This window comes from Aeromonas sp. EU05-FHT14A05, assembly GCF_058791175.1.
Genome location: NZ_JBYTDH010000007.1, coordinates 187566 through 213688 on the forward strand (window position 1 = coordinate 187566; position 26123 = coordinate 213688).

26 protein-coding genes are annotated in these 26123 nt (G+C 61.9%); 8 read left to right on the forward strand and 18 right to left on the reverse strand.

The features are described 5' to 3' along the window. Positions 1-76 precede the first annotated feature (76 nt). The 17 genes from chbR to exeC all read right to left on the reverse strand — a co-directional run bounded on the left by chbR (position 77) and on the right by exeC (position 16972). A complete protein-coding gene (gene chbR, locus AC3WR3_RS12440; protein WP_319917247.1) occupies positions 77-904 on the reverse strand; it encodes a transcriptional regulator ChbR in 828 nt (275 codons plus the stop codon). Positions 905-936: 32 nt separating this feature from the next. Further along, on the reverse strand, positions 937-1290 hold the full coding sequence (gene chbA, locus AC3WR3_RS12445; protein ID WP_342059976.1) for a PTS N,N'-diacetylchitobiose transporter subunit IIA: 354 nt from the start codon (positions 1288-1290) through the stop codon (positions 937-939). A 56-nt stretch (positions 1291-1346) separates the two neighbouring features. After that, a complete protein-coding gene (locus AC3WR3_RS12450) occupies positions 1347-2729 on the reverse strand; it encodes a glycoside hydrolase family 1 protein (protein WP_492291998.1) in 1383 nt (460 codons plus the stop codon). A 54-nt stretch (positions 2730-2783) separates the two neighbouring features. After that, the gene (gene chbC / locus AC3WR3_RS12455) at positions 2784-4145 is read right to left on the reverse strand and encodes a PTS N,N'-diacetylchitobiose transporter subunit IIC (protein ID WP_202047258.1); all 1362 of its coding nucleotides are present in this window, start codon (positions 4143-4145) and stop codon (positions 2784-2786) included. 10 nt (positions 4146-4155) lie between these two features. After that, positions 4156-4476, reverse strand: a complete 321-nt coding sequence (locus AC3WR3_RS12460) for a PTS sugar transporter subunit IIB (RefSeq protein ID WP_202047259.1) — start codon at positions 4474-4476, stop codon at positions 4156-4158. Between the two features lie 608 nt (positions 4477-5084). Continuing rightward, a complete protein-coding gene (exeN, locus tag AC3WR3_RS12465; RefSeq protein ID WP_404837197.1) occupies positions 5085-5843 on the reverse strand; it encodes a GspN family type II secretion system protein ExeN in 759 nt (252 codons plus the stop codon). Positions 5844-5940: 97 nt separating this feature from the next. Then, positions 5941-6432 carry a GspM family type II secretion system protein ExeM gene (gene exeM, locus AC3WR3_RS12470; protein ID WP_106885752.1) on the reverse strand — a complete coding sequence of 164 codons (492 nt, stop codon included), beginning with the start codon at positions 6430-6432 and terminating at the stop codon, positions 5941-5943. Beyond that, entirely contained in the window at positions 6429-7613 is a 1185-nt protein-coding gene (exeL, locus tag AC3WR3_RS12475) for a GspL family type II secretion system protein ExeL (RefSeq protein WP_202047261.1), read from the reverse strand. Before exeL ends, exeM begins: the two co-directional genes overlap by 4 nt. A 114-nt stretch (positions 7614-7727) precedes the next feature. Further along, complete coding sequence (gene exeK, locus AC3WR3_RS12480; RefSeq protein WP_492291999.1) at positions 7728-8753, reverse strand: GspK family T2SS minor pseudopilin variant ExeK; 1026 nt, start codon at positions 8751-8753, stop codon at positions 7728-7730. Between the two features lie 89 nt (positions 8754-8842). Next, a complete protein-coding gene (gene exeJ / locus AC3WR3_RS12485) occupies positions 8843-9487 on the reverse strand; it encodes a GspJ family T2SS minor pseudopilin variant ExeJ (protein WP_202047263.1) in 645 nt (214 codons plus the stop codon). Positions 9488-9558: 71 nt separating this feature from the next. After that, entirely contained in the window at positions 9559-9972 is a 414-nt protein-coding gene (gene gspI, locus AC3WR3_RS12490) for a type II secretion system minor pseudopilin GspI (protein ID WP_492292000.1), read from the reverse strand. Further along, complete coding sequence (exeH, locus tag AC3WR3_RS12495; RefSeq protein ID WP_492292001.1) at positions 9969-10520, reverse strand: GspH family T2SS minor pseudopilin variant ExeH; 552 nt, start codon at positions 10518-10520, stop codon at positions 9969-9971. Before exeH ends, gspI begins: the two co-directional genes overlap by 4 nt. Positions 10521-10653: 133 nt before the next feature. After that, positions 10654-11085 (reverse strand): GspG family T2SS major pseudopilin variant ExeG, encoded by a 432-nt coding sequence (exeG, locus tag AC3WR3_RS12500; protein WP_202047265.1) that lies wholly within the window; start codon positions 11083-11085, stop codon positions 10654-10656. A gap of 232 nt (positions 11086-11317) precedes the next feature. Then, positions 11318-12538 carry a GspF family T2SS innner membrane protein variant ExeF gene (gene exeF / locus AC3WR3_RS12505; RefSeq protein ID WP_492292002.1) on the reverse strand — a complete coding sequence of 407 codons (1221 nt, stop codon included), beginning with the start codon at positions 12536-12538 and terminating at the stop codon, positions 11318-11320. A gap of 1 nt (position 12539) precedes the next feature. Continuing rightward, complete coding sequence (gene exeE, locus AC3WR3_RS12510; RefSeq protein ID WP_202047266.1) at positions 12540-14045, reverse strand: GspE family T2SS ATPase variant ExeE; 1506 nt, start codon at positions 14043-14045, stop codon at positions 12540-12542. Further along, on the reverse strand, positions 14045-16099 hold the full coding sequence (gene exeD / locus AC3WR3_RS12515; RefSeq protein ID WP_429108481.1) for a GspD family T2SS secretin variant ExeD: 2055 nt from the start codon (positions 16097-16099) through the stop codon (positions 14045-14047). The genes exeE and exeD overlap by 1 nt, the downstream gene beginning before the upstream one ends. Positions 16100-16120: 21 nt before the next feature. Then, positions 16121-16972 (reverse strand): GspC family type II secretion system variant ExeC, encoded by an 852-nt coding sequence (gene exeC / locus AC3WR3_RS12520; protein WP_492292003.1) that lies wholly within the window; start codon positions 16970-16972, stop codon positions 16121-16123. A 217-nt stretch (positions 16973-17189) separates the two neighbouring features. Here exeC and hslR point away from each other — a divergent pair, with 217 nt between their 5' ends. The 7 genes from hslR (at position 17190) to AC3WR3_RS12555 (ending at position 24245) form a co-directional block, all read left to right on the forward strand. After that, complete coding sequence (gene hslR, locus AC3WR3_RS12525) at positions 17190-17588, forward strand: ribosome-associated heat shock protein Hsp15 (protein WP_429160879.1); 399 nt, start codon at positions 17190-17192, stop codon at positions 17586-17588. Between the two features lie 105 nt (positions 17589-17693). Beyond that, positions 17694-18578, forward strand: a complete 885-nt coding sequence (hslO, locus tag AC3WR3_RS12530; RefSeq protein ID WP_202047270.1) for an Hsp33 family molecular chaperone HslO — start codon at positions 17694-17696, stop codon at positions 18576-18578. Between the two features lie 149 nt (positions 18579-18727). After that, positions 18728-20353 (forward strand): phosphoenolpyruvate carboxykinase (ATP), encoded by a 1626-nt coding sequence (gene pckA, locus AC3WR3_RS12535; RefSeq protein WP_139433939.1) that lies wholly within the window; start codon positions 18728-18730, stop codon positions 20351-20353. Positions 20354-20526: 173 nt separating this feature from the next. Next, positions 20527-21192 (forward strand): GntR family transcriptional regulator, encoded by a 666-nt coding sequence (locus AC3WR3_RS12540; protein ID WP_139433938.1) that lies wholly within the window; start codon positions 20527-20529, stop codon positions 21190-21192. A 33-nt stretch (positions 21193-21225) separates the two neighbouring features. Next, complete coding sequence (locus AC3WR3_RS12545) at positions 21226-23028, forward strand: aminopeptidase P family protein (protein ID WP_454010116.1); 1803 nt, start codon at positions 21226-21228, stop codon at positions 23026-23028. 162 nt (positions 23029-23190) lie between these two features. Further along, positions 23191-23643, forward strand: coding sequence for a GNAT family N-acetyltransferase (locus tag AC3WR3_RS12550; protein WP_454010117.1), 453 nt, complete (start codon positions 23191-23193; stop codon positions 23641-23643). A gap of 131 nt (positions 23644-23774) precedes the next feature. Next, a complete protein-coding gene (locus tag AC3WR3_RS12555; protein WP_139433935.1) occupies positions 23775-24245 on the forward strand; it encodes an outer membrane lipoprotein in 471 nt (156 codons plus the stop codon). A gap of 79 nt (positions 24246-24324) precedes the next feature. On the opposite strand, the gene AC3WR3_RS12560 is transcribed toward AC3WR3_RS12555, so the two are convergent. Beyond that, entirely contained in the window at positions 24325-25269 is a 945-nt protein-coding gene (locus tag AC3WR3_RS12560) for a CYTH domain-containing protein (protein ID WP_454010118.1), read from the reverse strand. A 169-nt stretch (positions 25270-25438) separates the two neighbouring features. On the opposite strand from AC3WR3_RS12560, the gene AC3WR3_RS12565 reads away from it, so the two are divergent. Next, a complete protein-coding gene (locus tag AC3WR3_RS12565) occupies positions 25439-26119 on the forward strand; it encodes a TIGR00153 family protein (RefSeq protein WP_025328355.1) in 681 nt (226 codons plus the stop codon). Positions 26120-26123 lie beyond the last annotated feature (4 nt).

Sequence of the window (26123 nt, forward strand, 5' to 3'; positions counted from 1 at the left end):
ACCTGTGGCAGGGGCCGGTCAATCTGGGTCAGCGGTTTTGCCGCACATGGTTTTTTAAAAATACGGCTCGCCAATCTCAGGCCGGGGTTTCAAATTTCGGATAGAGATATTTTCGGTAACTGCCCGGGGTAAAGGAGGTCAACTTCTTGAAGTTTTTGATAAAGAGGCTGACATCGTTGTAGCCGGTCTCGAAGGCGATGTCGGCCACAGAGTCGTTGGTGACTTCCAGCTGCATCTTGGCGTAGTTGACCCGGATCTCGTTGATGATCTGCATCGGCGTCTTGTTGTAGTAACGCCGGGTGGCACGGGTCAGGTACTCCTGGCTCTTGCCGGAGAGATGGATCAGATTGGCCAGGGCATCGTCGGCAAACAACGAGCGATCGTGCATGCGCTCTACCGCCTCATGGAGCCAGAGTGGAAGATCCTCGCTGGCCGAGGCGTCCTTGTAGTGACGCAGCCGGTTCATCACCGAGTAGGTCACCACTTCGAGAAATTCGGTCAGCGCCTCTTCCCTGAAGCCGGGAGAAACCAGTACCGACTCGATATAACTCAGGAATTCATGCTTGAGCGGATAGGCCTGGGACGCCACGAAGTGTTCCGGCAGCAGGTACTTGAAGTGCTGGTCAAAGTAGCTGCGGCTGATCCCGACGTTGAAGATCCGGGTGGTACCGAACTCGTAGAAGCTCTGATGGGATGAGCCCAGCGGAATGAACACCAGATCGCCGCGCTCGAGCAGTACCCGCTTGCCGTTGACCTCCTGATAGTAACGGCCGGTCAACACCAGGGTGAATTCGTAATAGTCGTGCTGATGCAAACCGGTACCGCTCACCTGCTTGTTGTAGATGAACATGTGAAAGGGTCTGTTGTTGAACAGCTCGTTTTCCCGGATGGTCTTGACGCTCATTATTCGCCCCCTATGGCTGGCCGATGCCGCTGTTATTTGCCGAGCAGTTTTTCGTGCACGTCGATGAGCTCGTTGATCAGCTCCCGCGCCAGCATGGAGGTCATCAGGTGATCCTGGGCGTGAACAAGTACCAGAGTAACCGGGACCTTGCCCTCGCCCTGATCGCTCTCAATCAGCTGGGTCTGCACCAAGTGGGCGGCGTTGAGGGCCTCGCGGGATTGGGTCATCAGCAGGCGGGCGGCGGCTATGTCGCCCTCCTTGGCCTTCTTCAGGGCGTTGTAGGCCAGGCTGCGTGCCTGCCCCGAGTTGATGATGAGTCCCATCACCACCTCTTCCATGTCATCGCAAGTCGTGGTCTCTGCCTCTATGTTGTCCATATCGAACATCTCTTTATCCTCTTGATTACAGCTAGTTAATTGAAAGCGGTTTAATGGAATCCCACTTAATTGAAACCATGGTTGCGTGCCACCTCGGCAAACCAATAACCGCTCTTCTTGATGGTGCGGGTCTGGCTGTCAAGATCCAGCCGGATCAGGCCATAGCGGTTCTTGTAGGCATTGAGCCAGGACCAGTTGTCGATGAAGGTCCAGAGGTGATAACCGCAGCAGGCGCTACCCTCTTGCAGGCCGCGATGCAGCCACTCGAGGTGACCACGAATGAAGTCGATGCGGTAGTCATCCTCTACCCGCCCTTCGGGCCCGATGAAGCGCTCTTCCCCTTCGACCCCCATGCCATTTTCCGAGATGTAGCAGCGGGGGTTGCCATAGCCCAGGCGCAGCTCGGTGAGGATGTCGTAGATCCCTTTCTCATAGATCTCCCAGCCCCGGTGCGGGTTCATCTTGCGACCCGGCATCTCATAGAAATCGAACAGATCTTCGGGGGTACGCGGCGCCCCCGAGCAGACTTGATCCTTGGCCTTGACTCGCCGTGGCTGGTAGTAGTTGATCCCCAGCCAATCCACCCGTCCGGCACTGAGTAGCGCCTTGTCACCGGCTTCCACCGCAGGCAGTAGATCATGCTGGCGCAGCAAGGTGACCAGCTCGGGGTCATAGCCCCCTTTCAGGGCCGGATCGAGGAAACTCTTGTTGAGCAACAAGTCGGCCCAGCGCGCCGCCTGGCGATCTGCCGCCGAATCGGATCTGGGGTAGGTGGGGCTCAGGTTCAGGATGATGCCAATCTCGCCGCTGGCACGGGCATCGCGAAAAGCCTCGACCGCACCGGCGTGGGCCAGGGCTGTGTGATAGGCGACCGTGACGGCGCGACGAAAATCCACCACGCAGGGGTAGTGGAAGTGGCCGAGGTAACCACACTCGACCGGCACTATGGGTTCGTTGAAGGTAAACCAGTGCTTGATCCGTGAGCCGAACAGTTCGAAGCACAGGCTGGCGTAACGCACATAGGCCGCTACCACGTCCCGGCTCTCCCAACCGCCTAGCTCCTGCATGCACAGCGGCATGTCGAAGTGGTAGAGATTGATGAAGGGGGTGATCCCCTCGGCCAGCAAGCGGTCAAAGACGGAATGGTAGAAAGCGACGGCCTGCTGATTGACCTCGCCCGTCCCGTCCGGGATCAGTCGGGACCAGGAGATGGAGGTACGAAAACTGTTGTGATTGAGCTGCTTGAGCAGTGCGATATCGCTCTCGAAACGATCATAGAAGGTCGAGGCTTGCGCCGGGCCTATGCCCTGGTGGAAGCGCGTCGGCTCAATGGCGTGCCAGTAGTCAAAGATGTTGTCGGACTTGCCATCCCGGCTGGAGGCTCCCTCCGTCTGGGGCGCCGAGCTGGCGCTGCCCCACCAAAAATCGTCCGCAAAGCGATACGTCATCTTCTTCTCCTTCGGCTTGAAGAGGGAGGAGCCAGGCTCCTCCCGGGAGTGTCATCAGAATTTCAGGGCCAGCGCGATATCCTCTTCGCTCTCCTGTTCTTCCTCGATAACGGCCTGGGCCTTGTTGGCAATCAGCACGAAGGGGACATACATCAGGGTGGCTATCCCCAGGTTGAATATCGCCAGCAGGGCTGCGGCTATGCTGCCGTTGGTGTTGAAGAAGGCCCCCAATCCGGCTGGCATGGTCCAGGGCGCCATGTTGGTGATGGGCGGGATAAAGCCGGTGTTGTAGGCAAACAGGGTGATGGTCGCCAGTACCGGTTGCACCATCACGAAGGGGATGAGCAACACAGGGTTCATGATGACCGGCAGGCCAAACAGGATGGGCTCGTTGATCTGGAAGATGCCGGCGGGCATGCCCAGTTTGGCCACCTGACGGTAGTCATCGCGACGGGACACCATAAACACTGCGAGGATGAGGCCTAGCGTTGCACCCGTACCACCGAGGAAGATGTAGGAGTCGAGCATCGGCTTGGTCCAGACGTGGAAGGTCTTGCCGGCGGCGATGGCGGCTTCAACGGAGCCGTATTGGGTATAGAGGGCGACGTTTTCCAGGGTGAAGGGCACCAGAATGCCGTTCTCCAGTGCCGACAGCGCCAAAGAACCATGGACCCCGAAGAACCAGAGCAGCGGGGAGAAGAGCACATAGACCCAGCCGACCAGGCCACCCATGTTGGACAGGGGGGTGGAGATGGTGTCCATGATGATCTGGTGGAAGTTGGTACCCTCTGTCTGGAGCAGGTAAGCGACTATCCCCATGATGGAGAGGATGATGAAGCCGGGGATCAGCGCCGAGAAAGAGCGTGCTACCGAGGTCGGTACGCTGTCAGGCAGGCGTATCACCCAGTTGCGACGAATGACGAAGGCAAACATCTCGGCCGAGACGAGACCAATGATCATGCCGGAGATGATGTTGGCACCACCCAGCCAGTTGGCGCCGACCGCATAGGCCTCACCGACGCTGAAGGGGGTGACCGTCATGAAGGCGGCGACCGAGAGCAGACCGGCCGAGAGGGGATCAACCTTGCGCTCCTCTGCCATGGCATGGCCGATGAAGAAGGGAGCCATCAGGGACATGATCCCCAGGGTGCCGTTGTAGACGCTGCCACCTATGCTCTTGAAGCCGTCCAGGGTGGCTATGGTGGCGGGATCGAGTCGCACCCCCATGGAGTAGAAGAAGGATCCCTCCCCAAAACTCAGGAAGACGTTGTTGATCAGGACAAACATGGCCCCGGCCAGGGTCAGGGGCATCAGTTTGATGAAGCCATTCTTGATGGCGTTGACATGAGGCTGCTTACCCAGCTTGACGGCAATGGGCAATATGGCCTTTTCCAGCGATGCGATTATGGTGCTCACGGTGTTCTCCTTACTGAGTGAGGCTCTTCTTGATGGATGCGACGGCGGCCTTGAGGACCCCTAACCCATCGACCTTGCCATAGAGCAGAGAGTCGATGACTTCGACCGGCTTGCCCGGCAACAGGGCCTGGATTTCCGGCAGCATGTAGGCAATCTGCGGGCCCAACAGCACCAAATCCGCATCCTGACCCTTCTCGGCTGCCAGGGTTTCCGGGTAGGCATCTATCTCCACGGGCACATCATATTTCTCAGCCTGCGCCTTCATCTTCGAGACCAGCAGTGACGTCGACATCCCGGCAGAGCAAAACAGGTAAATACGCTTCTTTCCCATAACCATTTCCCTCAACACTTGAAACCAGATGAATAGATCGGCCGAGATGGTTGCCTGTCGCGCTATCAAAACAAATCAATCATCTCCAATTGACCTCATTGTACCGACCACTATGCTCCACCTGGTATTTCGATACTTATATCAATTGTCTCGGGTTGACCCTCGGTTTTGCCATTGCTCACATTTCTGATGGGCAGGCTCAGAGGTAATGAGGTGCAAAGAGGATATCCACCTTGGTTTAATCTTTATTTTTCAGTCAGTTATTTTTTGCGTTTGGAAGTAGGTCGAAATCTGGATGGAAAAGATCAATAACGGGTGGCAGCTCACATTTCACAATCGATGCAACCTGATTGATATTCAGCTTGGCTGGGGGGCTTGGCCATTTTTTCAGCGCGATGCGCACTCATTGACTATTGGCTGCAGATAAGTTGCTGGGTGAGGCAAGCTGTTGCCGTATTGAGCGGGTTGGTGGGGAGGGTGTACATAGTCACTATCGGGAGGGGACGTGGCGGTAAGTGAGGGCTGAGGGAGTCAGGGTAGTGAGGAGAGAGGGCGCAAAGGATGAGAAAGCCGACCCCGGAGTGGCTCCGGGGTCGGCGGGGATGGCGTTAGATCCGGCCCTGATAGCGCAGCGGGAAGCGGCCCTGACCGTCGGGTTGACCGAGGAAGGGCAGCCCCTGCTTCATCTGATCCGGCAGCTCGGGCCCAGGCTTGAGGGTGCCCTGGAACAGATACTGGCGATTGGCCTGCAACTCCAGCTTGCCCTGCACCTGCACCGCCTCGGAGCCCTGCTTGAGCTCGGCCACCAGACGGGAGTCGAGACAGGTCAGCTTGAGCTCGGGATCCCCCAGCAGCAGCTTGCCCGCCGGGGTGTCGGCCTCGGCGCCGTACCAGTTGAGGTTGCCATAAAGCTCCTCACACCAGGGCTTGCCCTGGGCGAACTGATCGACCTTGAGTTGCAGCTGACCCGCCGTCGTCAGGGGGAAGGGCAGGCGCGTGGGCACCCGCGCCAGCACCCAGGGAGCGGGGGCGTTGAGGGTGATGTCACGACCGAAGGCAGCGCCATTCCAGCCGATCACTCCCTGACCGTTGAGGCCGGCGCGATCGCCGAAACGCACCGACACCTCGGGCGCCAGGCGCAGCAGGGACCAGCCGTCGAGATCCCAGCGCAGCTGGGTCAGGGACTCGCTGGCATATTGCAGCCGGGCAATCTGGCCGCTCCAGAGGGTGCCGCTCACCCCTTCCAGCTGCACCAGGTTGGGGGGCAGCGGCAGATGGCGCACCACCAGAGTGGCTGGCAACCTCACCAGCAGGAAACCGAGATAGGCCACCAGAAACAGGGTGGCGATCAGGACTTTTTGTTTCATAGAACAGGACTCGACTGCAAGGATCCGGCCCGGGCCAAGCCAGGAGCCAACATTGAGCGCCATGCCAAAAACCGGGCGGCGCCCATTACGCTTGGTGTCATTGGGGGCGGCTCAACTGCAAGCGCCTGACCTTGACCAGGCCGGGAGCCAGCCCCTCCCGGGCCACCTCGATGATCTGCACCTGGACGCCGTACTGATCGGAGAGGGTCGCGAGCCAGAGCAGCAGATCCTCGAACGGGACAGTGTCTATCCACACCTGCAACTCCTGCCCCTGGGGTTGCAGCCTGGCTATCTTGATCTTCTGGTTGAAGGCGGTGCGGTTCACCACCCCGTCCAGGGTGCCGCTGGTGTCGATCTGGCGGCCTTGGCCCCCCTGCATCGCCAGCACCTCCTGCCCCTTCTCTTTCAACCAGGCGAGCGTCTGCTGCTGGTTGGCCACCTGCCGCTGCCGCTCGTCGATGCGATTGGCGACGGGCTGCCAGATGACCCAGTAGCAGAGCCCGATCAGCAGGGCACAACCCCCCACCGCCACCAGCCGCTGTTCGCGGGGGCTGATGCCACGCCACCAGCCTTGCAGTTTGTCCATCATGATGATTTCCCCTTCAGCACCAGCGCCCCTTCCACCTTGCCCTCATGGCTTCGCACCTCCCCCTGCTGCACCTCGAAGCGCTTGCCCGCCAGCTCGCGAAAACGCTCTATCTCGGTGAAACCGGGGGCCGTGACCTGCAACCTGAGCTCGCCCCTGGCCGCGTCGAAACGCATCACTTCGGGCTTGAGACCGGGCACCTCGGCAAACACAGGCGCCAGCTCGGTCAGCAGCAGCAGAACCCCACCCTGCGGGGCCTGCCCCAGGGACTTGAGGTGCTGGCTCATCTGGCTGCGGACGTTGACGATCCGGGTCTCCCCCGGGAAGATCCGGGTATAGACCTGCCGGATCTCCGCCTTGAGGGCCTTGTCCTGCTCCGTCAGTTGATAGAGCTGTACCCCGCGCTGGGCCAGGGCCACCAGCAGCAGTATCCCCGCCAGCACCGCCACCTTGCGCCACTGCAGCCAGTAGCGGCCGTATTCGGTCTGGGGTCGATAGGGCCCCTGCAACAGGTTCGCCTGGCAAGCGATCGCCCCTTTCGCCAGCAGCAGCATGGGCAGCTCGGGATCCGCCGCCTGCCAGTTGGCGGCCGCGATGGCGGGAGCCGGGGTATGGCTATGGATGGTGACGGGTTCGGGCTGGGCCGCCAGCAGCATGGCCAGCAGCGGCTCGTCGGCGACTATCCCCTGGACTGGGCCCTGGCGGATCAGCCACTCGGCGCCGAGTTGCAGGGCAGACCACCCCTCGGCGGCGGGCGGCAGGGCCAGCACGTCCGGCAGCAGTTGCAGGGTCTTGAGCCCCGCCTGCTGCAGCCACGCCAGCCACGCCTGCATCTTCCCCTTGTCCACCGCCATCAGATCCACGTCCTGCCCCTGATGAGCCAGCACCACCAGATGCAGCTCGTCCACGTCGGAGGCGATCTGCTCCTCGAGCAGATAGGGCAAGGCCGCCGCGGCCTGACGGCTGTACTTGCCCGGCAGTCTGACCCGCCGGAAGATGAGATCGCTGCCGGGCACCAGGGTCACCACGGGGCGGCCACCGGCACGCTCCTGCAGCTCACCCAGGGCATGGGCCGAGGCCAGGGTGCCGGAGGCGATGATCTCCTGCTCCTGCGTCGACCACACCAGCCAATGCACCGGCTGCTGCGCATTGGTCCCCAGACGGATGACCAGACTCTCGCTCACAAATGATTCTCCTGCCATGCCCGCCAGCATCCTCGTCGATGGGCGGGCCGCAGCCGTCGGCTGCAGTCCAGATAAGGGGCGGGACAGACAGGCCAGAGGCCGGCCATCTCCCTGTTATTCTGCACCGTCGTTCAGACGGCGCAACATCACCAGCTTGTTGTCCTTGCCGCGCTGGAAGACGGTCTCCAGCCGGGCCCGCACATCACCCACCTCGGCCAGCAGACGGGCCTCGAAGAAGCTGCTCTTGATGTCCAGCGCGCCGTCCAGCCCCGTGATGCTGCCCGGTTGTACCGACAGCTCATCCGTCATCTCCTTTTTCTCCTTCCACCCCTTCTTGGGGCGGTTGGTCAGCACCCGCTTGGCGTCGTCCAACCCTATCTTGCCCTGATAGAGCCCCACCAGCAGGGCAGCCTGCTCCGGCTTGATAGTATTGATGTTCACCACCAGCTTGTCGTTTGGCAGGGTGCACACATAGGGGGCCAGCCGGGCGTAGAGCTCGCTGCTCACCCCGCGCACGGCCCGCAATTCGTCCGTTCCCAGCAGCCACTGGTTCGCCACCAGATAGGGGGGATTGAGCCCCTCGTAATAGGCATCCTCGGCCCCGTTGCTCGAGACCAGCTGGGTATCCTTGTCGGTCCAGTCGCGGATGGCGTCGGTGAGCTGCACCGCCTCGTACTCATCCACCTCCAGCGCCTCGAGCAGCGCCCGGAACGCCTTGAACTGATAGGGCTGCGCATCGAGATCATCGCCGCTCTCCCCCTCTTTCAGGGCCAGGCTCAGGCTGTTGAGGTTGAAGCAGGATTGCAGATCCCGCACCCGCCCGGACAGGGTGCCGTCGTCCACCGGGAAGACGGCATCCTGCCGTGCCCAGTTCTGGCCCAGGTTGACCACATCGGGGTCATCCTTGAAGTCCTGGTTGAGCACCTTGATCACCAGTGCCTCCGCCGACATGGCATACCACCAGGCCTGCTTGCCAGCAGTGAGGTTGCTGGTCCGGCGCAGCTCCAGCTGCAACCGGCCGCTCATGTTGCTGGCGATGATCACCATCACCGACAGAATAAGCAGCACCACCAGCAGGGCCATGCCCCCTTGCCGGCCGGGTGTGGTACGGAATAGGCCCCGGCTGCGCTTAATTGCCATTTTCAGCCCTCTGACCACCGGCTCCTATCAGGAACTGGCGGCGGCCAAGGGTACCGTCATCTTCCATGACGGACAGGGAAAAACGACGATCAATTACCATTTTCAGCCCTCTGGCCACCGGCTCCAATCAGGAACTGACGGCGAATGGTGCCGTAATCCGCCAGATCCAGCTCCACCGCCAGCCCATAGGGCAGCAGGTCGCGCTGAGTCCACTCCTCCTTCCACGTGCCCTTGTCGTAGAAATAGAGCCGCAGGGCCGTCACCCCGGTCAGCACGGGCTGAATCCGTGGCTCGGTGCCGATCGCGGGATCCGGGTAGAGGTAGCTCAGCCGCTCCAGGGTCTGCTCCTTGAGTCGCCAGCCTACCCGCTGCAAGCCGGAGCGCGGCAGCATGCCGTCCGGATTGAGCCAGCCGCCACGGATGAAGGCCATGCCCCAGTCATCGCTCTGCTGGCCGAAGCGGGAGGCCGCCAGCAGCACCTTGTTGTTCTCGCCATCGATGCGGCCGCTGCGCGGCACCATCTGGGTGATGTCCCGCTCCAGCAGGCTGAAGGCGAGCTGCAGTTCGGAGAGGCGAACCTCCTTGCGCTTGGCCACCTCGTCGCTAGTGAGCACCCCCTGCAGCACCTGATAGGCCCCCATGCTGAGGCTGGCGAAGATGGCGATGGCCACCAGCATCTCAAGCAGGGTAAAGCCGGCCTGGCGGACAGCGCGCCGGCCTGAGGTCACCGACATGGGCGATGGCCGCAGCAACCTCTCAAGCAGGGTAAAACCACGGTGGCGGGAAAGGCGGGTGTTGCTCTGGATCATCGGCTTATATAGGTCCGCATCATGGCCACCGGGCTCTCTGCCTTGGGCGCGGTGCGCACCTCCACGTCCAGGGCCTTGAAGTTGTTGTCGCTGGTGGCGACGCCACGATAGCGCCAGTACCAGGTCTGCCCGGCCATCTCCTCGTCCCCTTCCACCCAGCTGTCTCCCGGCCACTTGCCTTCGAGCTTTTGCTGCACCAGCCGGTTTTCCACCACCCAGGTCGCCAGGGTCTTCTGCTCCAGGTAGTTGAGGCCGGAGAGGTGCTCGCTGGCGGTCTTCATCACGGCAAGGCCGGCGATGGCGAACACCGCCAGCGCCACCATGACCTCCAGCAGCGTCATGCCGCGCGCCCTGGCGGGCCCGCCCCTGACGCGGCGAACTCGCTCGCCACCTGCGCTCCTGCCCGTCACTCTTCTTCCTCTTCGTCTTCTTGCAGGAAGAGGCGACCGAACTCGTCCCCCTTCAGGGTGCGCAGGTAGCTCAGATCCTCGTCCTGCTGGCTCAGGGTCAGCACGAAGGGGGTGAGTTCCCCCCCCGGAAAGATGAAGATCTGGGGCGTGCGCTCCTTCTCGTCGCGGCTCTGCTCGTTCTTCTCGTCCGACTCGGTGCGCCAGCTGAAACCCTCCAGCTCGACGGCCAGGGTGATCCCCTCCGGCAGTTGCACCGGCCCCAGCAGCTTGTCGCCGGTCAGTGCCTGCCACTTGCGATCCTTGGGATTGCGGGACATAAACTGCCAGCCGCTCTCCTCGACTCTCAATCCCAGCAGCCGGCCATCCATCACCGAATACTCCTGCGCCTGTTGCAGGGTCGCCATGAGGCGACGCGCCTGCTTGTCCAGCTCCCTGTCCCCCCGGGCGCCCCCCATGCTGAGGACGACGGCGGTGGCCACCAGCCCCATCAACATGGCGACCAGCAAGACCTCCAGCAGAGTGAAGCCAGCCTGACGACGAGGCTTCACAAGACCGGCCCCATCAAGATGGCGGCGAGCAAGGGCACCTCCAGCAGAGTAAAGCCAGTCTGACGACGAGCAGATGGCGCAGCCCTCATTCAGGCTGCTCCAGCAAGGCGGAGCAAACGGGGCGGCAAATCACTTACTGGAAGTCCTTCAGGTTCCAGTTGCCGATGTCGTCATCTGTCCCGGCTTCCCCGTCCAGCCCCATGCTGAAGATGTCGATCTTGCCGAACTGGCCCGGGCTCAGCAGCTGGTACTGGTTGCCCCAGGGATCCTGCGGCAGGCGCTTGATGTAGCCCCCGTCCCGGTAGCTGCGCGGCTCGGGTGACGCGGTCGGCTTGTTGACCAGGGCATCCAGACCCTGCTCGGTGGTCGGGTAGCGGTTGTTGTCCAGCTTGTACATGTCGAGGGCATTTTCCAGCGCCACTATGTCGGAGACCGCTTTCTGCTGATCCGCCTTCTCCTTGTTGCCCATCAGGTTGGGCACCACCAGGCTGGCCAGGATCCCCAGGATCACGATGACCACCATGACTTCCAGCAGGGTGAAACCCGATTGACGACGCTTTTGCATGACTACAGCTCCTAACGAATTGAGATGGCATGAGCCATCAGAGATTGATTGTTGAACCGCGCTCGTCCGATTACGCCGCCGTGCGGCTAATCGAACCTGCGAGATCGACTGACTTTGCAGGTTCGAATAGGGTCGCATATTCGGACATCCGAACCTCACTCACAAATTGACCATGCTGTTCAGTTCGAGCGAGTTGACCGCAGGATCGACCGACGTCACCCGCACGCCAGCATCATAAATTCACCATATTGTTGAGTTCGAGGATCGGCTGCAGGATCGACATCACGATAAACAGCACTACCCCGGCCATGGAGACCACCAGCATGGGCTCGAACACCCCGAGGGCGATGTTCACCTGGGTTTCGAACTCCCTGTCCTGGTTGTCCGCCGCCCGCTCCAGCATGCTGTCGAGCTCGCCGCTCTGCTCGCCGGAGGCGATCATGTGCAGCATCATGGGCGGGAAAATCTTGGTTTCATCCAGCGCCTTGCGCAGGCTGGTTCCCTCCCGCACCCGCTCGGTGGCCTCACCGATGCGGTGGCGGGCAAAGTCATTGGAGAGCACCTCCCCCGAGATCTTCATCCCCTCCAGCAGCGGTACCGCGCTGGCGTTGAGGATGCTCAGGGTGCGGGCGAAACGGGCGGTGTTGAGCCCCCGGCTGACCCGGCCGATGACCGGCAGGCGCAGCACCACCTGATGCCAGTGGCGGCGCCGTCCGGCATCCGTGAGCCACCAGCGCCAGACAAACCCGCCCAGCAGCAGCAGCAACAGGAACCAGAGGCCGTAGTGCTGCATCAGCTCGCTGGTGCCGATGAGGAAGCGGGTGGTGGCGGGCAGTTGCTGGCCCATGTGTTCGAACTGTGCCACCACCTTGGGCACCACGGCGGTGAGCAGTATGGAGATGACGCCCACGGCCACCAAGGTGAGGACTATGGGGTAGATCATCGCCTGCAGCAGCTTGGTGCGCATGTGCTGGCGCTGCTCGGTGTAGTCGGCGAGGCGGTTGAGCACCTTCTCCAGGTGACCGGACTTCTCGCCGGCCGCCACCATGGAGCGAAACAGCTGATCGAACACATGGGGGAAGGCGCCGAGCGAATCGGCCAGGGAGTAACCTTCTACCACCTTGCTGCGCACCGTGGCCACCAGGCTGCGCAGGTGGGCCTTCTCGCACTGCTCGGCCACCGCCTTGAGGGCCTCTTCTATGGTCAACCCGGCACCCACCAGGGTCGCCAGCTGGCGGGTGATGAGGGCCAGCTCCGAGGTGGAGGCACCGCGGCGAAACAGCACGAAGCGATTGGCCTCCCGCTTCGCCTTCTCGGTGGTCTCGTTCACCTCGAGGGGGGTCAGCCCCTGTTCGCGCAGCAGCTGGCGCACCTGGCGGGCGGAGTCCCCCTCCATCACCCCGGACTTCTGTCTGCCCCTGGGGTCGAGGGCCTTGTATTCGAACGCCGCCATCTCAGTCTTCCCGGGTCACGCGCAGCACCTCTTCGAGGCTGGTCTGCCCCTGGAGCACCTTGTCGATACCGTCACGGCGTATGCTGGGGGTATGCCCCCGGATCAGCCGCTCGATGGCGAGCTCGCCGCTGGCGCTGTGAATCGCCTCGCGCACCGCCTCGTCCACCACCACCAGCTCGTGGATGCCAGTCCGGCCACGATAGCCGGTGTGGTTGCACTGCTCGCAGCCCACGGGGCGCCAGATCTGCTGATCCGGCGGAAGATCCAGCCCCATGGCGAGGCGCTCCTGCTCGGTGATCGGGTGCGCGGTACGGCAATCCAGGCAGAGGGTGCGCACCAGCCGCTGGGCCAGCACCGCCAGCAGGGACGAGGAGAGCAGGAAGGGCTCTATCCCCATGTCCCGCATCCGGGTGATGGCGCCGATGGCGGTGTTGGTGTGCAGAGTCGACATCACCAGGTGGCCGGTCAGCGACGCCTGCACCGCGATCTGGGCGGTCTCGAGGTCACGGATTTCCCCCACCATCACCACGTCCGGATCCTGACGCAGTATGGCGCGCAGGCCCCGGGCGAAGGTCATGTCCACCTTGGTGTTGACCTGGGTCTGGCCGACCCCTTCCAGGTCATATTCGATGGGATCTTCCACAGTGAGAATGTTGCGATCCCGGGAGTTGATCTCGGAGAGCGCCGCATACAGGGTGGTGGACTTGCCCGAGCCGGTCGGGCCCGTCACCAATATGATGCCGTGGGGCTTGCGGATGAGATCGCTGATGATGTTGCGATTGGCCAGCGTCATGCCGAGCTGCTTGAGCTCGAGGCGCACGTTGTTCTTGTCGAGCAGTCGCAGCACCACCCGCTCGCCGTAGCTGGACGGCATGGTGGAGACCCGCACGTCGACGGCGCGGCCGCCGATGCGCAATGAGATGCGGCCATCCTGGGGCACCCGCTTCTCGGCGATGTCCATGCGGGACATGACCTTGATGCGCGACACCAGCAGGGAGGCGAGCTTGCGATGGGGGCGCAGTATCTCCCGCAGCACCCCATCGATACGGAAGCGGATGACCAAGGCCCGCTCGAAGGTCTCGATGTGGATGTCGGACGCCTCTTCCTTGATCGCCTCGCTCAGCATGGCGTTGATGAGGCGGATGATGGGGGCGTCGTCGTCGGCGTCCAACAGATCCTCACTCTGGGGCAGCTCTTCGGCCAGGGCGAAGAAGTCCATCTCGTTGCCGAGATCCTCCATCAGCTGGCGCGCCTCGGAGGAGTCGCGCTGGTAGTGGGCCATCAGCAGCGTCTCGAACTCGTCATGACCCAGCTGCTCCACCGCGAAGGCGCACCCCGCCACCCGACGCACCTCCAGCAGGGTCTGCGGCGCCACATCCTGGCGACAGAGCAGCACGGGGGCACCCTGGCGCTCGGTCAGGATCACCCCGAAGTTGCGGGCGAAGGCAAACGGCAGTTCCGGCAAGGGGGCCGGCAGCTCGCTGCCATCGAGCTGGTAGGCGGCCATCAGGGCTTGCTCTGCACGAACGGCTGTTGCACCGGTTGTTGCACTATGGGTCTCACCACAGTGGTCGACTGCTGCTGGGCCTTCATCAGTTCAATCTGCTTCTGTACCTCGGGGGAGAGCATCACGTCCTGACCATAGGCCGGCAGCACCTGACGGGGCGGCGAGGTGGCATAGCCCTCCTCGGCCGCCAGGTTCAACTGTTCGGCACGGAACAGGGTGTACTTGTTGCTGGAGACCCCGGAATAGACGTTGGCATCGCGCAATATGGTCGGCCGGATGAAGACCATCAGGTTGCGCTTGGCGGTGGTGTTGGAGGTGGAGCGGAACAGGTAGCCCAGCACCGGGATATCCCCCAATATTGGCACCTTGGAGACCTGCTCCTTGGTCTGCTCGTCCATCAGGCCGCCCAGCACCACTGTCTCGCCGCTCTTCACCAGGACGGCGTTCTTGACGGTACGGGTGTCGAAGGTGGGGCCCAGGTTGGCGGTACCCGTCGCCTGGGTCTGGGCTACGCTGGAGACCTCCTGCTCTATGTTGAGCAGCACCGAATCCCCTTCGTTGATCTGGGGCGTCACCACCAGCTTGGTGCCCACCGTCTTGCGCTCTATGGTGTTGAACACCTGGTCGCTGGTGGTGGAGCTCTGGGAGCCGCTCTGCACCGGCACTTCCTGGCCGACGTTGAAGGAGGCTTCCTTGTTGTCCATGGTGACTATGCTCGGGGTCGAGAGGATGTCGTTCTTGGTGTTGGTGGAGAGCGCCGTCACCAGCATGGCCCAGTCCCCCTTGTAGAAGCCGGCCGCCATGCCGCTGAAATCACCGAGCAGGTTTTCGAGCCCGTCGGTATTGCCGTTGTCCTTGTAATCCTTGCCCGCGATGATGGCGGGCCCGATGGGCAGACCGGTATTGGTGAACTGGGTGCCGCCGCCGTTGGCGTTGGCCCACTGCACCCCGAGATTGAGGCCGTCACCGTCCTGGATCTCGACGATGATCGCCTCCACCAGCACCTGGGCGCGGCGGATGTCGAGCTTGGCGATGACCTGCTCCAGCTCGGCCATGACGTCCGGCTGGGCGGTGATCACCAGGGCGTTGGTGGTCTCGTCGGCGGAGATGGCGAGCTGGCCGCCACCTATGCTGGCACCGCCGCCGGTGGCTGCACCACCCTTCTTGTCCGCCTCGATACTGGAGCTGACGCCCTTGAGCACGTCCACCAGATCCTTGGCCTTGCCATATTTGAGGTAGAAGACCCGAGTATTGCCCTGGCTCTGCAGGTCCCGATCGAGCTGGCGCACCATCTGGATGATGCGGGCACGGGCCTTGGGCTCACCGCTGATCACCACGGAGTTGGTGCGCTCGTCGGCCACCACCTTGGGAGAGAGCAGCAGGGAGGCGTTGGCCCCCTGGTTGTTGCCATCCTTGTTGAGGTTGGTCACCAGCCGCACCATCTCGCCGGCGGAGGCGTATTTGAGCTTGATGACGTCCATCTCCTGATCGCCTGCGCGATCCACCCGGCGCACCACCTCCACCAGGCGGTTCACCACGGCGGCGCGGCCTGTGATGAGCAGCACGTTGGAGGGCTCGTAATGCACCACGTTGCCGCCGCCGGCGTTGTCGTTGAGCTGGCGCAGCAGGGGGGCGAGTTCCCGGACCGAGACGTTGCGCACCGGCACCACCCGGGTCACCATCTCGTCCCCCACGCCTGGGTTAGTGTCGTCCACCACGGGGATGGCCGAAGTCTTGGCATCCTTGGAGCGCACCACCTTGAGCACGCCGTTGTTCATGGGCACCACGGCGAAACCGTAGACGTCGAGCACGCTCAGGAAGAACTGGTAGTACTGATCCTCATTGAGCAGATCGTAACTGCGGACGTTGATCTTGCCGCGCACCGAGGGCTCTATGATGATGGTCTTGTTCAGGTTCTTGCCGACCGTGTTGATGAACTCTTCGATGTCGGCATTCTTGAAACTGGCGGAATACTCGGTGGCCCAGGCAGAGCCAGCCATCATCAAGGCTGCCGCCACCGTGGCCAGACGCCAGCCCTTCCCTTTATTTATCATTCTTGGTGTTACTCCAATTCATTATTCTGACAAGCCGACATAGACATCGTAGAGCTGTCCTTGCCGCTCGACGGTGACGGTCATTTCCGTGGCACCCGCCACTTGCTGCATCGCCTGCATGGCCTGTGCGTTATCACGCAGATCCAGGCCATTTATGCTGACCGCCAGATCGTTGGCGACCAGTCCGAGTTGATTGAACACTTCGGGATTGCTGCCCGGATTGAGGCGATAGCCGACCATGCGACCATCCACCCGGACCGGAGAAATATTGAGATAATCGGTGATCTTGCCTGGATTGCTCATCAACTCGCTGCGAACGGAGGAGAGCTCGGCCCCCTGCCGCGTCACCTTGGGCAGCGGTTTGCCGTACTCTTCCCCATCCAGCATCAGGGTCTCGTCACGGCCGTCCCGGGCGATGATGACCCTGTCGGCAAACACCTGACGGATCCTGGCCTGGGTACCGTCGATGTAATCCCCTATGCCATAGGAGTTCTGCAGGCCGTTGTGGGCGATGATGGCGATGGACTTGCTTGGTTCTGTACTGGCCAACACCCCGTTGAGCTGGGCATTGAGCTGGGTCTTGGGGGCATCGATCAGGGCCGCCTGGGCCACCTTGTCGGCCTGCGGCTGCTGCGCCTTGCCAAACAGGGAGAGCCGGCTGAGGTTGGCGAGATCGAGGCGGGCAGGTCCGGCGCCCTGACCCGGAGTGACCGCAGGCTGCCAGGGCAGAGGTCGGGCGGACTGGGTGAGATCGAACAGACGCCAGGTGAGCACGGCGCACTGCTGGGCCAGCAACAGCAGAAGCAGCCAGAACAGAGGCTGGCTGAAACGGGAGAGTGGCACTGTCTTGCAGCGAGCCAGAAGGGAGCCCAACAAGTCATCCCTGAACGGTAGCGTCATGTTTATCAATATATTCTGGCATCCAAATCGTTTAGCTATTGTGTACGGCAATGGACCCAGAGACAACCGACCGGATGGGATGAAGCTGTGAAAATTCAGATTCCGTCACACCCCGCTTCCCCCTGTTTCTATCCCGGGCCCTGCCTCTGGTATAATCAGGCTCCCTTTTCAGCCATCCCGGAGCCGATCCATGTCGAATCCAGCACAAAGCAGCACTCAGGTCCGCCTCGACAAGTGGCTGTGGGCGGCACGCTTCTACAAGACCCGCAGCCTGGCGCGGGATCAGATCGACGGCGGCAAGGTGCATTATAACGGCCAGCGCAGCAAACCGGGCAAGGCCGTCGAGGTCGGCGCCCTCGTCCGTTTCTGGCAGGGCCAGGATGAACGGGAGGTGCGGGTGCTCGAGGTGAGCGAGCAGCGCAAATCCGCCCCCCTGGCTCAGCTGCTCTATGAAGAGACCGAAGAGAGCCTGAAGAAACGGGCCCAGAACAGCGAGGCACGCCGCTTCAACAGCCAGTTCGCCCCAAGCCCGGAGCGCCGCCCCGACAAGCAGGAGCGACGCCAGCTGATCAAGGTCAAGCAATACTGACTCGCCCTTGTGGCCCCTTTATGACGACAGGTGCGGAAATTAGTTCCTAACCACCTGTTTAACAATGTATTTATCTTTTCCCCCAGAAAACCCTAGGAAAGCATGATGAGTAACCAAGATCTCCTGTATCGCTATCTGTTCGAAGAGTACGAAGTCCGGGGGGAGCTGGTCCAGCTGGATAGTACCTATCGTCACATCGTCGATGCCCAGAACTACCCGGTACAGGTACAGAAACTGCTGGGTGAACTGCTGGTCGCCACCAGCCTGCTGACCGCCACCCTCAAGTTCGAAGGCTCCATCACGGTGCAGCTGCAAGGGGACGGCCCGGTGCGTCTGGCGGTGATCAACGGCGATCACAACCAGCAACTGCGCGGCGTGGCCCGCTATGAAGGCGAGCTGCCGACCGACGACAAGCTGCAGAGCCTGATTGGCAACGGCCAGCTGGTGATCACCATCACCCCTGAAGAGGGCGAGCGCTATCAGGGCATCATAGCCCTGGAGGCCGACACCCTGGCGGCCTGCCTCGAGCAGTACTTCGCCCAGTCCGAGCAACTCGCCACCAAGCTCTGGATCCGCACCGGCCACCACCAGGGCCAGCCCCGCGCCGCAGGCATACTGCTGCAGGAGCTGCCTGCCCGGAGCGAGGATCACGGCGCCGACTTCGACCACCTGATCCAGCTCACCAGCACCATCAAGGATGAAGAGCTGTTCGGTCTGGAGGCCGAAGAGATCCTCTACCGCCTCTACCATCAGGATAAGGTACGGGTGTTCGATCCCCAGGCGATCGAGTTCCGCTGCACCTGCTCCCGCGCTCGCTGCGAAGGGGCTCTGCTGCAGATAGAGAAGGAGGAGGCGGTGGCCATGGTGCAGGAGCTCGGCAAGATCGACATGCACTGTGATTACTGCGGCGCTCACTACCAATTTGATGGAATAGACATCGAAACCCTGTTCAGCGGGGCTCCCGGTAATGATGCAAACAAGTTACACTAAATAAAGGCGGGCAAAACCCGCCTTTAACTTAAATAACAAAAAAATACCCTATTTTATAAAGTTTGATGGCGATCGCTAAAAACTACCACCTAGGTGGTAGCATGGACGTCAGATAGAACCCTACACACCTCTGAACCCAGGAGAACATAATGACTATCGTGGTAGAACCCACCCTGGCCCAACAACTGAAGCTGGACCAATACGGTATCAAAAACAGCCAGGAAATCGTTCGCAACCCCTCCTATGAGCAGCTTTTCGCAGAAGAGACCCGCCCAGACCTGGAAGGATTCGAACGTGGCGTCGTCACCGAGCTCGGTGCCGTCAACGTCAACACCGGCATCTTCACCGGCCGTTCCCCAAAAGATAAATATATCGTCAAGGACGGCACCACCCAGGATACTGTGTGGTGGTCTGACCAGGGTAAGAACGATAACAAGGCAATCACCCCGGAAGTGTGGTCACATCTGAAATCTCTGGTGACCAAACAGCTCTCCGGCAAGCGCCTGTTCGTGGTGGATGGCTACTGCGGCGCCAACCCTGACACCCGTCTGGCGGTACGCATCATCACAGAGGTGGCCTGGCAGGCGCACTTCGTGAAGAACATGTTCATCCGCCCGAGCGAAGAAGAACTGAAAACCTTCAAACCGGACTTCGTGGTGATGAACGGTGCCAAGTGCACCAACCCGAACTGGAAGGAGCAGGGTCTCAACTCCGAGAACTTCGTCGCCTTCAACATGACAGAGAAGATGCAGCTCATCGGTGGCACCTGGTACGGTGGCGAGATGAAGAAGGGCATGTTCTCCATGATGAACTACTTCTTGCCCCTGCGCGGCATCGCCTCCATGCACTGCTCCGCCAACGTGGGCAAGGATGGGGACGTGGCCATCTTCTTCGGCCTCTCCGGTACCGGCAAGACCACCCTCTCCACCGATCCCAAGCGCCAGCTGATCGGCGATGACGAGCACGGCTGGGACGACCACGGCGTGTTCAACTTCGAAGGGGGCTGCTACGCCAAGACCATCAAGCTCTCCAAAGAGGCCGAACCGGATATCTACAACGCCATCCGTCGCGACGCCCTGCTGGAGAACGTGACGGTCGCAGCCGACGGCACCATCGACTTCGACGATGGATCCAAGACCGAGAATACCCGGGTCTCCTACCCCATCTATCACATCGAGAACATCGTCAAGCCGGTCTCCAAGGCGGGTCATGCCAACAAGGTTATCTTCCTGACCGCCGATGCCTTCGGGGTGCTGCCTCCGGTCGCCAAGCTGACCAAGGAGCAGACCAAGTACCACTTCCTGTCTGGCTTCACCGCCAAACTGGCCGGTACCGAGCGCGGCATCACAGAGCCGACGCCGACCTTCTCCTCCTGCTTTGGCGCCGCCTTCCTCAGCCTGCACCCGACCAAGTACGGTCAGGAGCTGGTGAAGCGGATGGAAGCCTCAGGGGCGGAAGCCTACCTGGTGAACACCGGCTGGAACGGCACCGGCAAGCGCATCTCCATCAAGGACACCCGCGCCATCATCGACGCCATCCTGGATGGTTCCATCGAGCAGGCGCCGACCAAGGTGCTGCCTGTCTTCAACCTGGAAGTGCCGACCGAGCTGCCGGGCGTGAACCCGGCCATCCTCGACCCGCGCGACACCTATGCCGACCAGGCCGAGTGGGACGCCAAGGCCCAGGATCTGGCCCAGCGCTTCATCAAGAACTTCGAGCGCTTCACCGACAACGACGAAGGCAAACGCCTGGTTGCTGCGGGTCCGCAGCTGTAAGCTGCGTCCCGCCAAGGTGACAACCCCATACCGGTCAGCCCAGCTGGCCGGTATTTTTTTGGCCGATGCGCGGCATATGGATCCTGCCAAGCCTTGCCTTGCAGGCGGTTGCGCGTTAGATTCAGCCAAACTTTATACAATATACAATTTTGCAACCTGCCCGTGACTCAAGCATGACCCTACCCTACAAGACCCGTACCCAGATGGTGATGGAGAACCTCCGCGGCCGGATTTTGCGTGGGGAGTTTGCGGCAGGCGCCCCCCTGCGTCAGGACGCCATCGCCAAGGAGCTGGCGGTGAGCCGCATTCCGGTGCGGGAGGCGCTGATGCAGTTGGAGGCCCAGGGGCTGGTGAAGTTCGAGGCCCATCGCGGCGCCGTGGTCACCATGCTGGACGCCTCGGCCATCGAGGAGCTCTTTTATTTGCGGGCGCTGCTGGAAGCCGATACCCTGTTCCACGCCGTCGACCTGATGACGGAGGAGACCTTCGCCAAGGCGCAAGCCATCCTGGCCCAGTTTGATCTGGCGCTGGAGTCCGGCACCCAGATCGAGCACTGGGCCGAGTTGAACCACAGTTTTCACGCCACCCTCTATCAGGCCGCCAATCGTCCCCAGGCACTGGATCTCATCGCCCAGATCAATCTGAGCTGCGATCGCTACGTACGCTTCGAGCTGCTGTTCGCCCAGGGCGGCGTGGACAAGGCCGAGCGCGAACACGCCCGCCTGCTGGAGCTGTGCCGCGCCCGCCGCAAGCACGAGGCCGTGGTCCTGCTCAAGCAACATATCGAGGCGGCAGGCCAGTCGATCCGACAGATCCTGGCAAGCGGCCACAATCAGTGAACACTCACATCATCACAATCTGGCAATAACGACATGAATCATTTCGAGATTATTGAAACCCGCGTCGCCCAGGTCAGGGCCACTCTGGCCACGTTGGAACTGGACGCCTTCATCGTTCCCCACGACGACGAGCACCTGGGGGAGTACATTCCCGCCTATGCCGAACGGCTGGACTGGATCACGGGTTTCAACGGCTCCGCCGGCCTCGCCATCATCATGGCGCAGCGGGCGGCCCTGTTCGTCGACGGTCGTTATACGGTGCAGGCCCGCATGCAGGCACCGGCCGAGCTGTTTGAGTTTCTTCACCTGAACGAAGATCCCCACGTCCAGTGGCTGGCAGAGCAACTGCCGTCCGGCGCCCGGGTCGGCTTCGATCCCCGCCTGCACAGCCTCGCCTGGTACCAGAGCGCCAAGCCAATACTGGCCGAGCGCGGCATAGCGCTGGTTCGGGTCGATGAGAACCCCATCGATCTGCACTGGAGCGATCGCCCCGCCCCGACCAAGACCCCTGTCATCCTCTACAGCGAGGAGCTGGCGGGCCAGTCCAGCCAGGCCAAGCGCGAGCTGCTGGCGGCGGACCTGCGCAAGCGCGGGCTGGATGCGGTGCTGCTGACCCAGGCCGAGCCCATCAACTGGCTGCTCAACCTGCGCGGCCGCGACGTGGAGCGGCTGCCGGTAGTGCTGGGCTTTGCGGTGCTCTACGCCAACACCAGCATGGATTTCTTCGTCGACACCGACAAGATCGACTGCATCGCCTTCACCCGCCACGTGGGGCAGGATGTCTCCGTCTACCCCATCGACAAGCTGGGTGACGTGCTGCAGCGCATCGGCGAGGATCAGCAGAAGGTGCTGGCCGACCCCAACACCGCCAACGCCTGGACCCAGCTCGTCATGGAAGAGGCGGGCGCCATCCTGGTGGCAGGGCAGGATCCGACCATGTTGCCCAAGGCGTGCAAGAACGCCGTGGAGCTGGCCGGCATGCAGCGCGCCCATCTGCGCGACGGCGTCGCCGTCACCCGCTTCCTCGCCTGGCTGGATCGCCTGATCGCCTCCGGCGACTATCAGGATATGGATGAGGGCACCCTGGCCGATCGTCTAGAAGCCTTCCGCCGCGAGCAGGATCACTACGTCGAGCCGAGCTTTGACACCATCTCGGCGCTGGGTCCCAACGCCGCCATGTGCCACTACCGTCACACCAACGGCACCCCGCGCCCCTTCGGTCAGGACAGCATCTACCTGGTGGATTCCGGTGCCCAGTATCTGGACGGCACCACCGACATCACCCGCACCGTCAAGGTCGGTGAGGTCACCGACGAGCACAAGGCCATGTTCACCCGGGTGCTGCAGGGTCATATCGCCCTGGATCAGGCCCGCTTCCCCCGCGGCACCGCCGGCATCCAGCTCGACGTGCTGGCCCGCATGCCCCTGTGGCAGGCCGGTTACAACTACGACCACGGCACAGGCCACGGGGTCGGCCACTTCCTGAGCGTGCACGAAGGCCCGCAGCGCATCGCCCCCAAGGGCAGCCTGGTGGCCCTGCAGCCGGGCATGGTGCTCTCCAACGAACCGGGTTACTACAGGGAAAACGGCTTCGGCATCCGCTGCGAGAACCTGGTGGTGGTGACCGAGCTGGAGCAGGTGGGCGAGCTGGCGATGCTGGGCTTCGAGCGGCTGACTTACGTGCCGTTCGATATCCGTCTCATCGATCGCAGCCTGTTGAGCCAGGCCGAGTTCCGCTGGATCAACGACTACCATGCCGAGGTCTACCGCCGCCTGAGCCCGCTGCTGGAGGGCGAGGATCTCGCCTGGCTGGAGCAGGCGACCCGCCTCATCTGATCGCAGACAATCGAGGTTGTCCGGTGAAACAGGGCCTGCGGGCCCTGTTTCTTTATCCGTGGTCTGCCACAGCCGACCCGCTTGCATCGACTCCTCTGGCCTTCTACCCTGTGCCTCCTTTTTTGGCTGCCCCGCAGCAGAAACCCGATGAGAGGAGCCCTGATGCACTCGTCCCCCGTATTACGCCTTGCCACCTACGCCGACATGCACGCCATCTGGCAGATCGACGCCGACGTCTTCGGGGAGGATGTCTACCCCGCCTTCTTCTTCCGTCAGGCCATGGATCTGTGGCCCGCCTTGCTGGTCGTGGCGGAGCTGGAGGGCAGGCTGCTGGGTTATGCCCTGGGAGGCCTGGGTCAGGATCGGTCGCAGGGCTGGCTGCTCTCTCTGGCGGTGCGGCCCGAGGCCCGCGGCTTTGGCCTGGCCGAGCGCATGATGCGGCAGGTGGAGCAGGCACTGGCAGAGCTGCAGGTGGCACGAGTCAGGCTGACCGTGGATCCGGCCAATCCGGCCCAGCGCCTCTACTTGCGCCTCGGCTACGTCCTGCTGGCCGAGGAGCCCGGCTATTTCGGCCCCGGGGAGGATCGCCTGCTGCTGGAGAAGGCCCTGAGCTGACCCGCATCGGGGGCTGACCGCCGTTCAGGCCACATAATTGGTTACACTTTGCGGGTTTAATGCACAATCCGGTTGGCGTAGAGTGGAATGCATCAAACCGATTAACCCGATGCCCGCCCAGGAGGCCCATCATGTTGAAACGTATTGCTCTCGTCACCCTGCTGGCCGCCACCACCGCCATCACCGGCTGCGCCAACAGCGACGTCTACTCCGGCGATGTCTACACCAAGGATCGCGCCAAGCAGGTTCAGACCGTCAGCTACGGCACCATCATCTCCACCCGCCCGGTCAAGATCCAGGCCGATGAGAACTCCCTGATCGGCACCATAGGCGGCGCCGTGGTCGGTGGCCTGCTCGGCAGCACCATAGGGGGCGGTCGCGGCAGCGACATCGCCGCCGCCGGGGGGGCCATCGCGGGCGCCGCCGCAGGCAAGGCTGCCGGTGACAAGCTCAACCAGGTGGATGGCGTCGAGCTCGAGATCAAGAAAGAGAACGGCGAATCCATCGTCGTGGTGCAAAAGGCCAGCCCCACCTTCGTGCCCGGCGCCCGGGTCCGCATGACCCAGGGCAATGGCAGCATCAACGTGGCCGTGGTGAACTGATCCCGACGGACGCTTTCCATCAGCAAACAAAAAGGTGAGCCTGGGCTCACCTTTTTGCATTCAGTGCAAACCTGGTCCCTCAAGCATCCAGGTGCAGCCAGGCCGCAATGGCCAGTTGCAGGCCCACGAGATCGGCGCCGTGCAGCAGGGCCGACAGCCGCTCTTCCCCCGCCTCCGCCAGCAAACGCTGCTGCACCCGAAGAGCGGGCAACCAGGCAGGGACCGGCGCCAGGTTCTCGGCGGCCTCGACCACCAGGTCGCAACCCTGCAGCATCCCTTGCAGCGCCAGCGGCCGCTCCTCATCCCCGCACTCCAGCCAGAGCTGCTCGTGATGCTGCCAGAGCTGCAGGCCGAGCGTGATGCAGGCCTTGCCATCGAGCCCGCCGACATCCGGCAAGGGTTGCGCCGCCAGGGGCTTGCCGAGCCCCGCCAGCCGATAGCCCCGCTGCGCCTTGGATTGGGCCCCCAACCTGACGCCCCCCAGCTCCGCCAGACGCGCGGCCAGCCCGAACAGGGCCCTCGCCTCGCCGGACTTGAGCTCCAGCTCCAGCTCGTCGATGTCGTTGCGCCCCAGGGCACCGCCGATCTCCCCTCTATCCCAGGCCAGTTCAATCTGTGCCCCCTCGAAGGCGATGAGCCAGTGACGGCGCAGGAAGTCGGTGCTGAATTGGGCCACCAGAGTGGACTGGATCTCGTCGCGCACGGCCAGACTCGGCCAGATGGCATCAGGGAAGGCGGACAGGGTCGGCAGATCCCCGCTCACCGGGGCATTGTATTCGGGTCTGGCGTGCAGCCCGCCGACCACCTGGCCACGACATTTGATGGTCTGTTCGGAAAATTGGTCGCTGCGGCGGATCCGCAATCCCATGTCGAGCCGGCGTAAATCCAGCTTGGGCGTATCGAAATAGACATTGCCGAGGCTAACCTGCTCAGAGGAGATAATTTCAAGTGAATTCAGAAAGTTGGAGAGAGATTCTTGAATATTGCTGGTGACGAAAAACTTTATCTCGATCTCAGTTTGCATAGTCATTCCGGGCAGGCAGGCAACTTTGGGGGGCATGATCCGGGTCGCGAGGATATAATGCCAGCGATAGATAAGGATTAATTCACGGTTTTATTGATGGCACAGTTCGGTTATCCTGCGCCCCTCATAAAATCGTATCGAGTGTTTTTTCACCGACACAGGTTTGGCCATGCCAGTAAATACTATTTTGGGTCTTTTTGCCAAGTCCCCCATCAAGCCGCTGCAGAAGCATATCGTCAAGGTTCACCAGTGCTCCCAGCAGCTGGTTCCCTTCTTTGATGCCGTTGCCGAAGACCGTTGGGAAGATGCCGAAAAAATCCGGCAACAGATAGCCCAGCTGGAAAAAGAAGCGGATATTCTCAAACGCGAAATTCGCCTCAAACTGCCTCGCGGTCTGTTTCTGCCGGTCGCCCGTACCGATCTGCTGGAACTGCTGACTCAGCAGGACAAGATTGCCAATCGTGCCAAGGATATTTCCGGCCGCATGCTTGGCCGCAAGATGGAATTCCCCACCGAGATGCGAGCCGATTTCATGGCCTATCTCAAACGTTGTATCGATGCGACCGCCCAAGCCGAAAAAGCCATCGGAGAACTCGATGAGCTGCTCGAAACCGGCTTTAAAGGACGTGAAGTTGAAATGGTTGCCGAGATGATCCACCAGCTGGATCTTATCGAGGACGATACTGACACCATGCAGATCGGGCTGCGCCAACAGCTGCAAGCCGTTGAGCACAAGTACAATCCGATCGACGTTATGTTCCTCTACAAGATCCTCGAATGGGTAGGTGACCTGGCTGATCAGGCCGAGCGCGTTGGCGCCCGTCTGGAACTGATGCTGGCTCGTTCGTAATCGA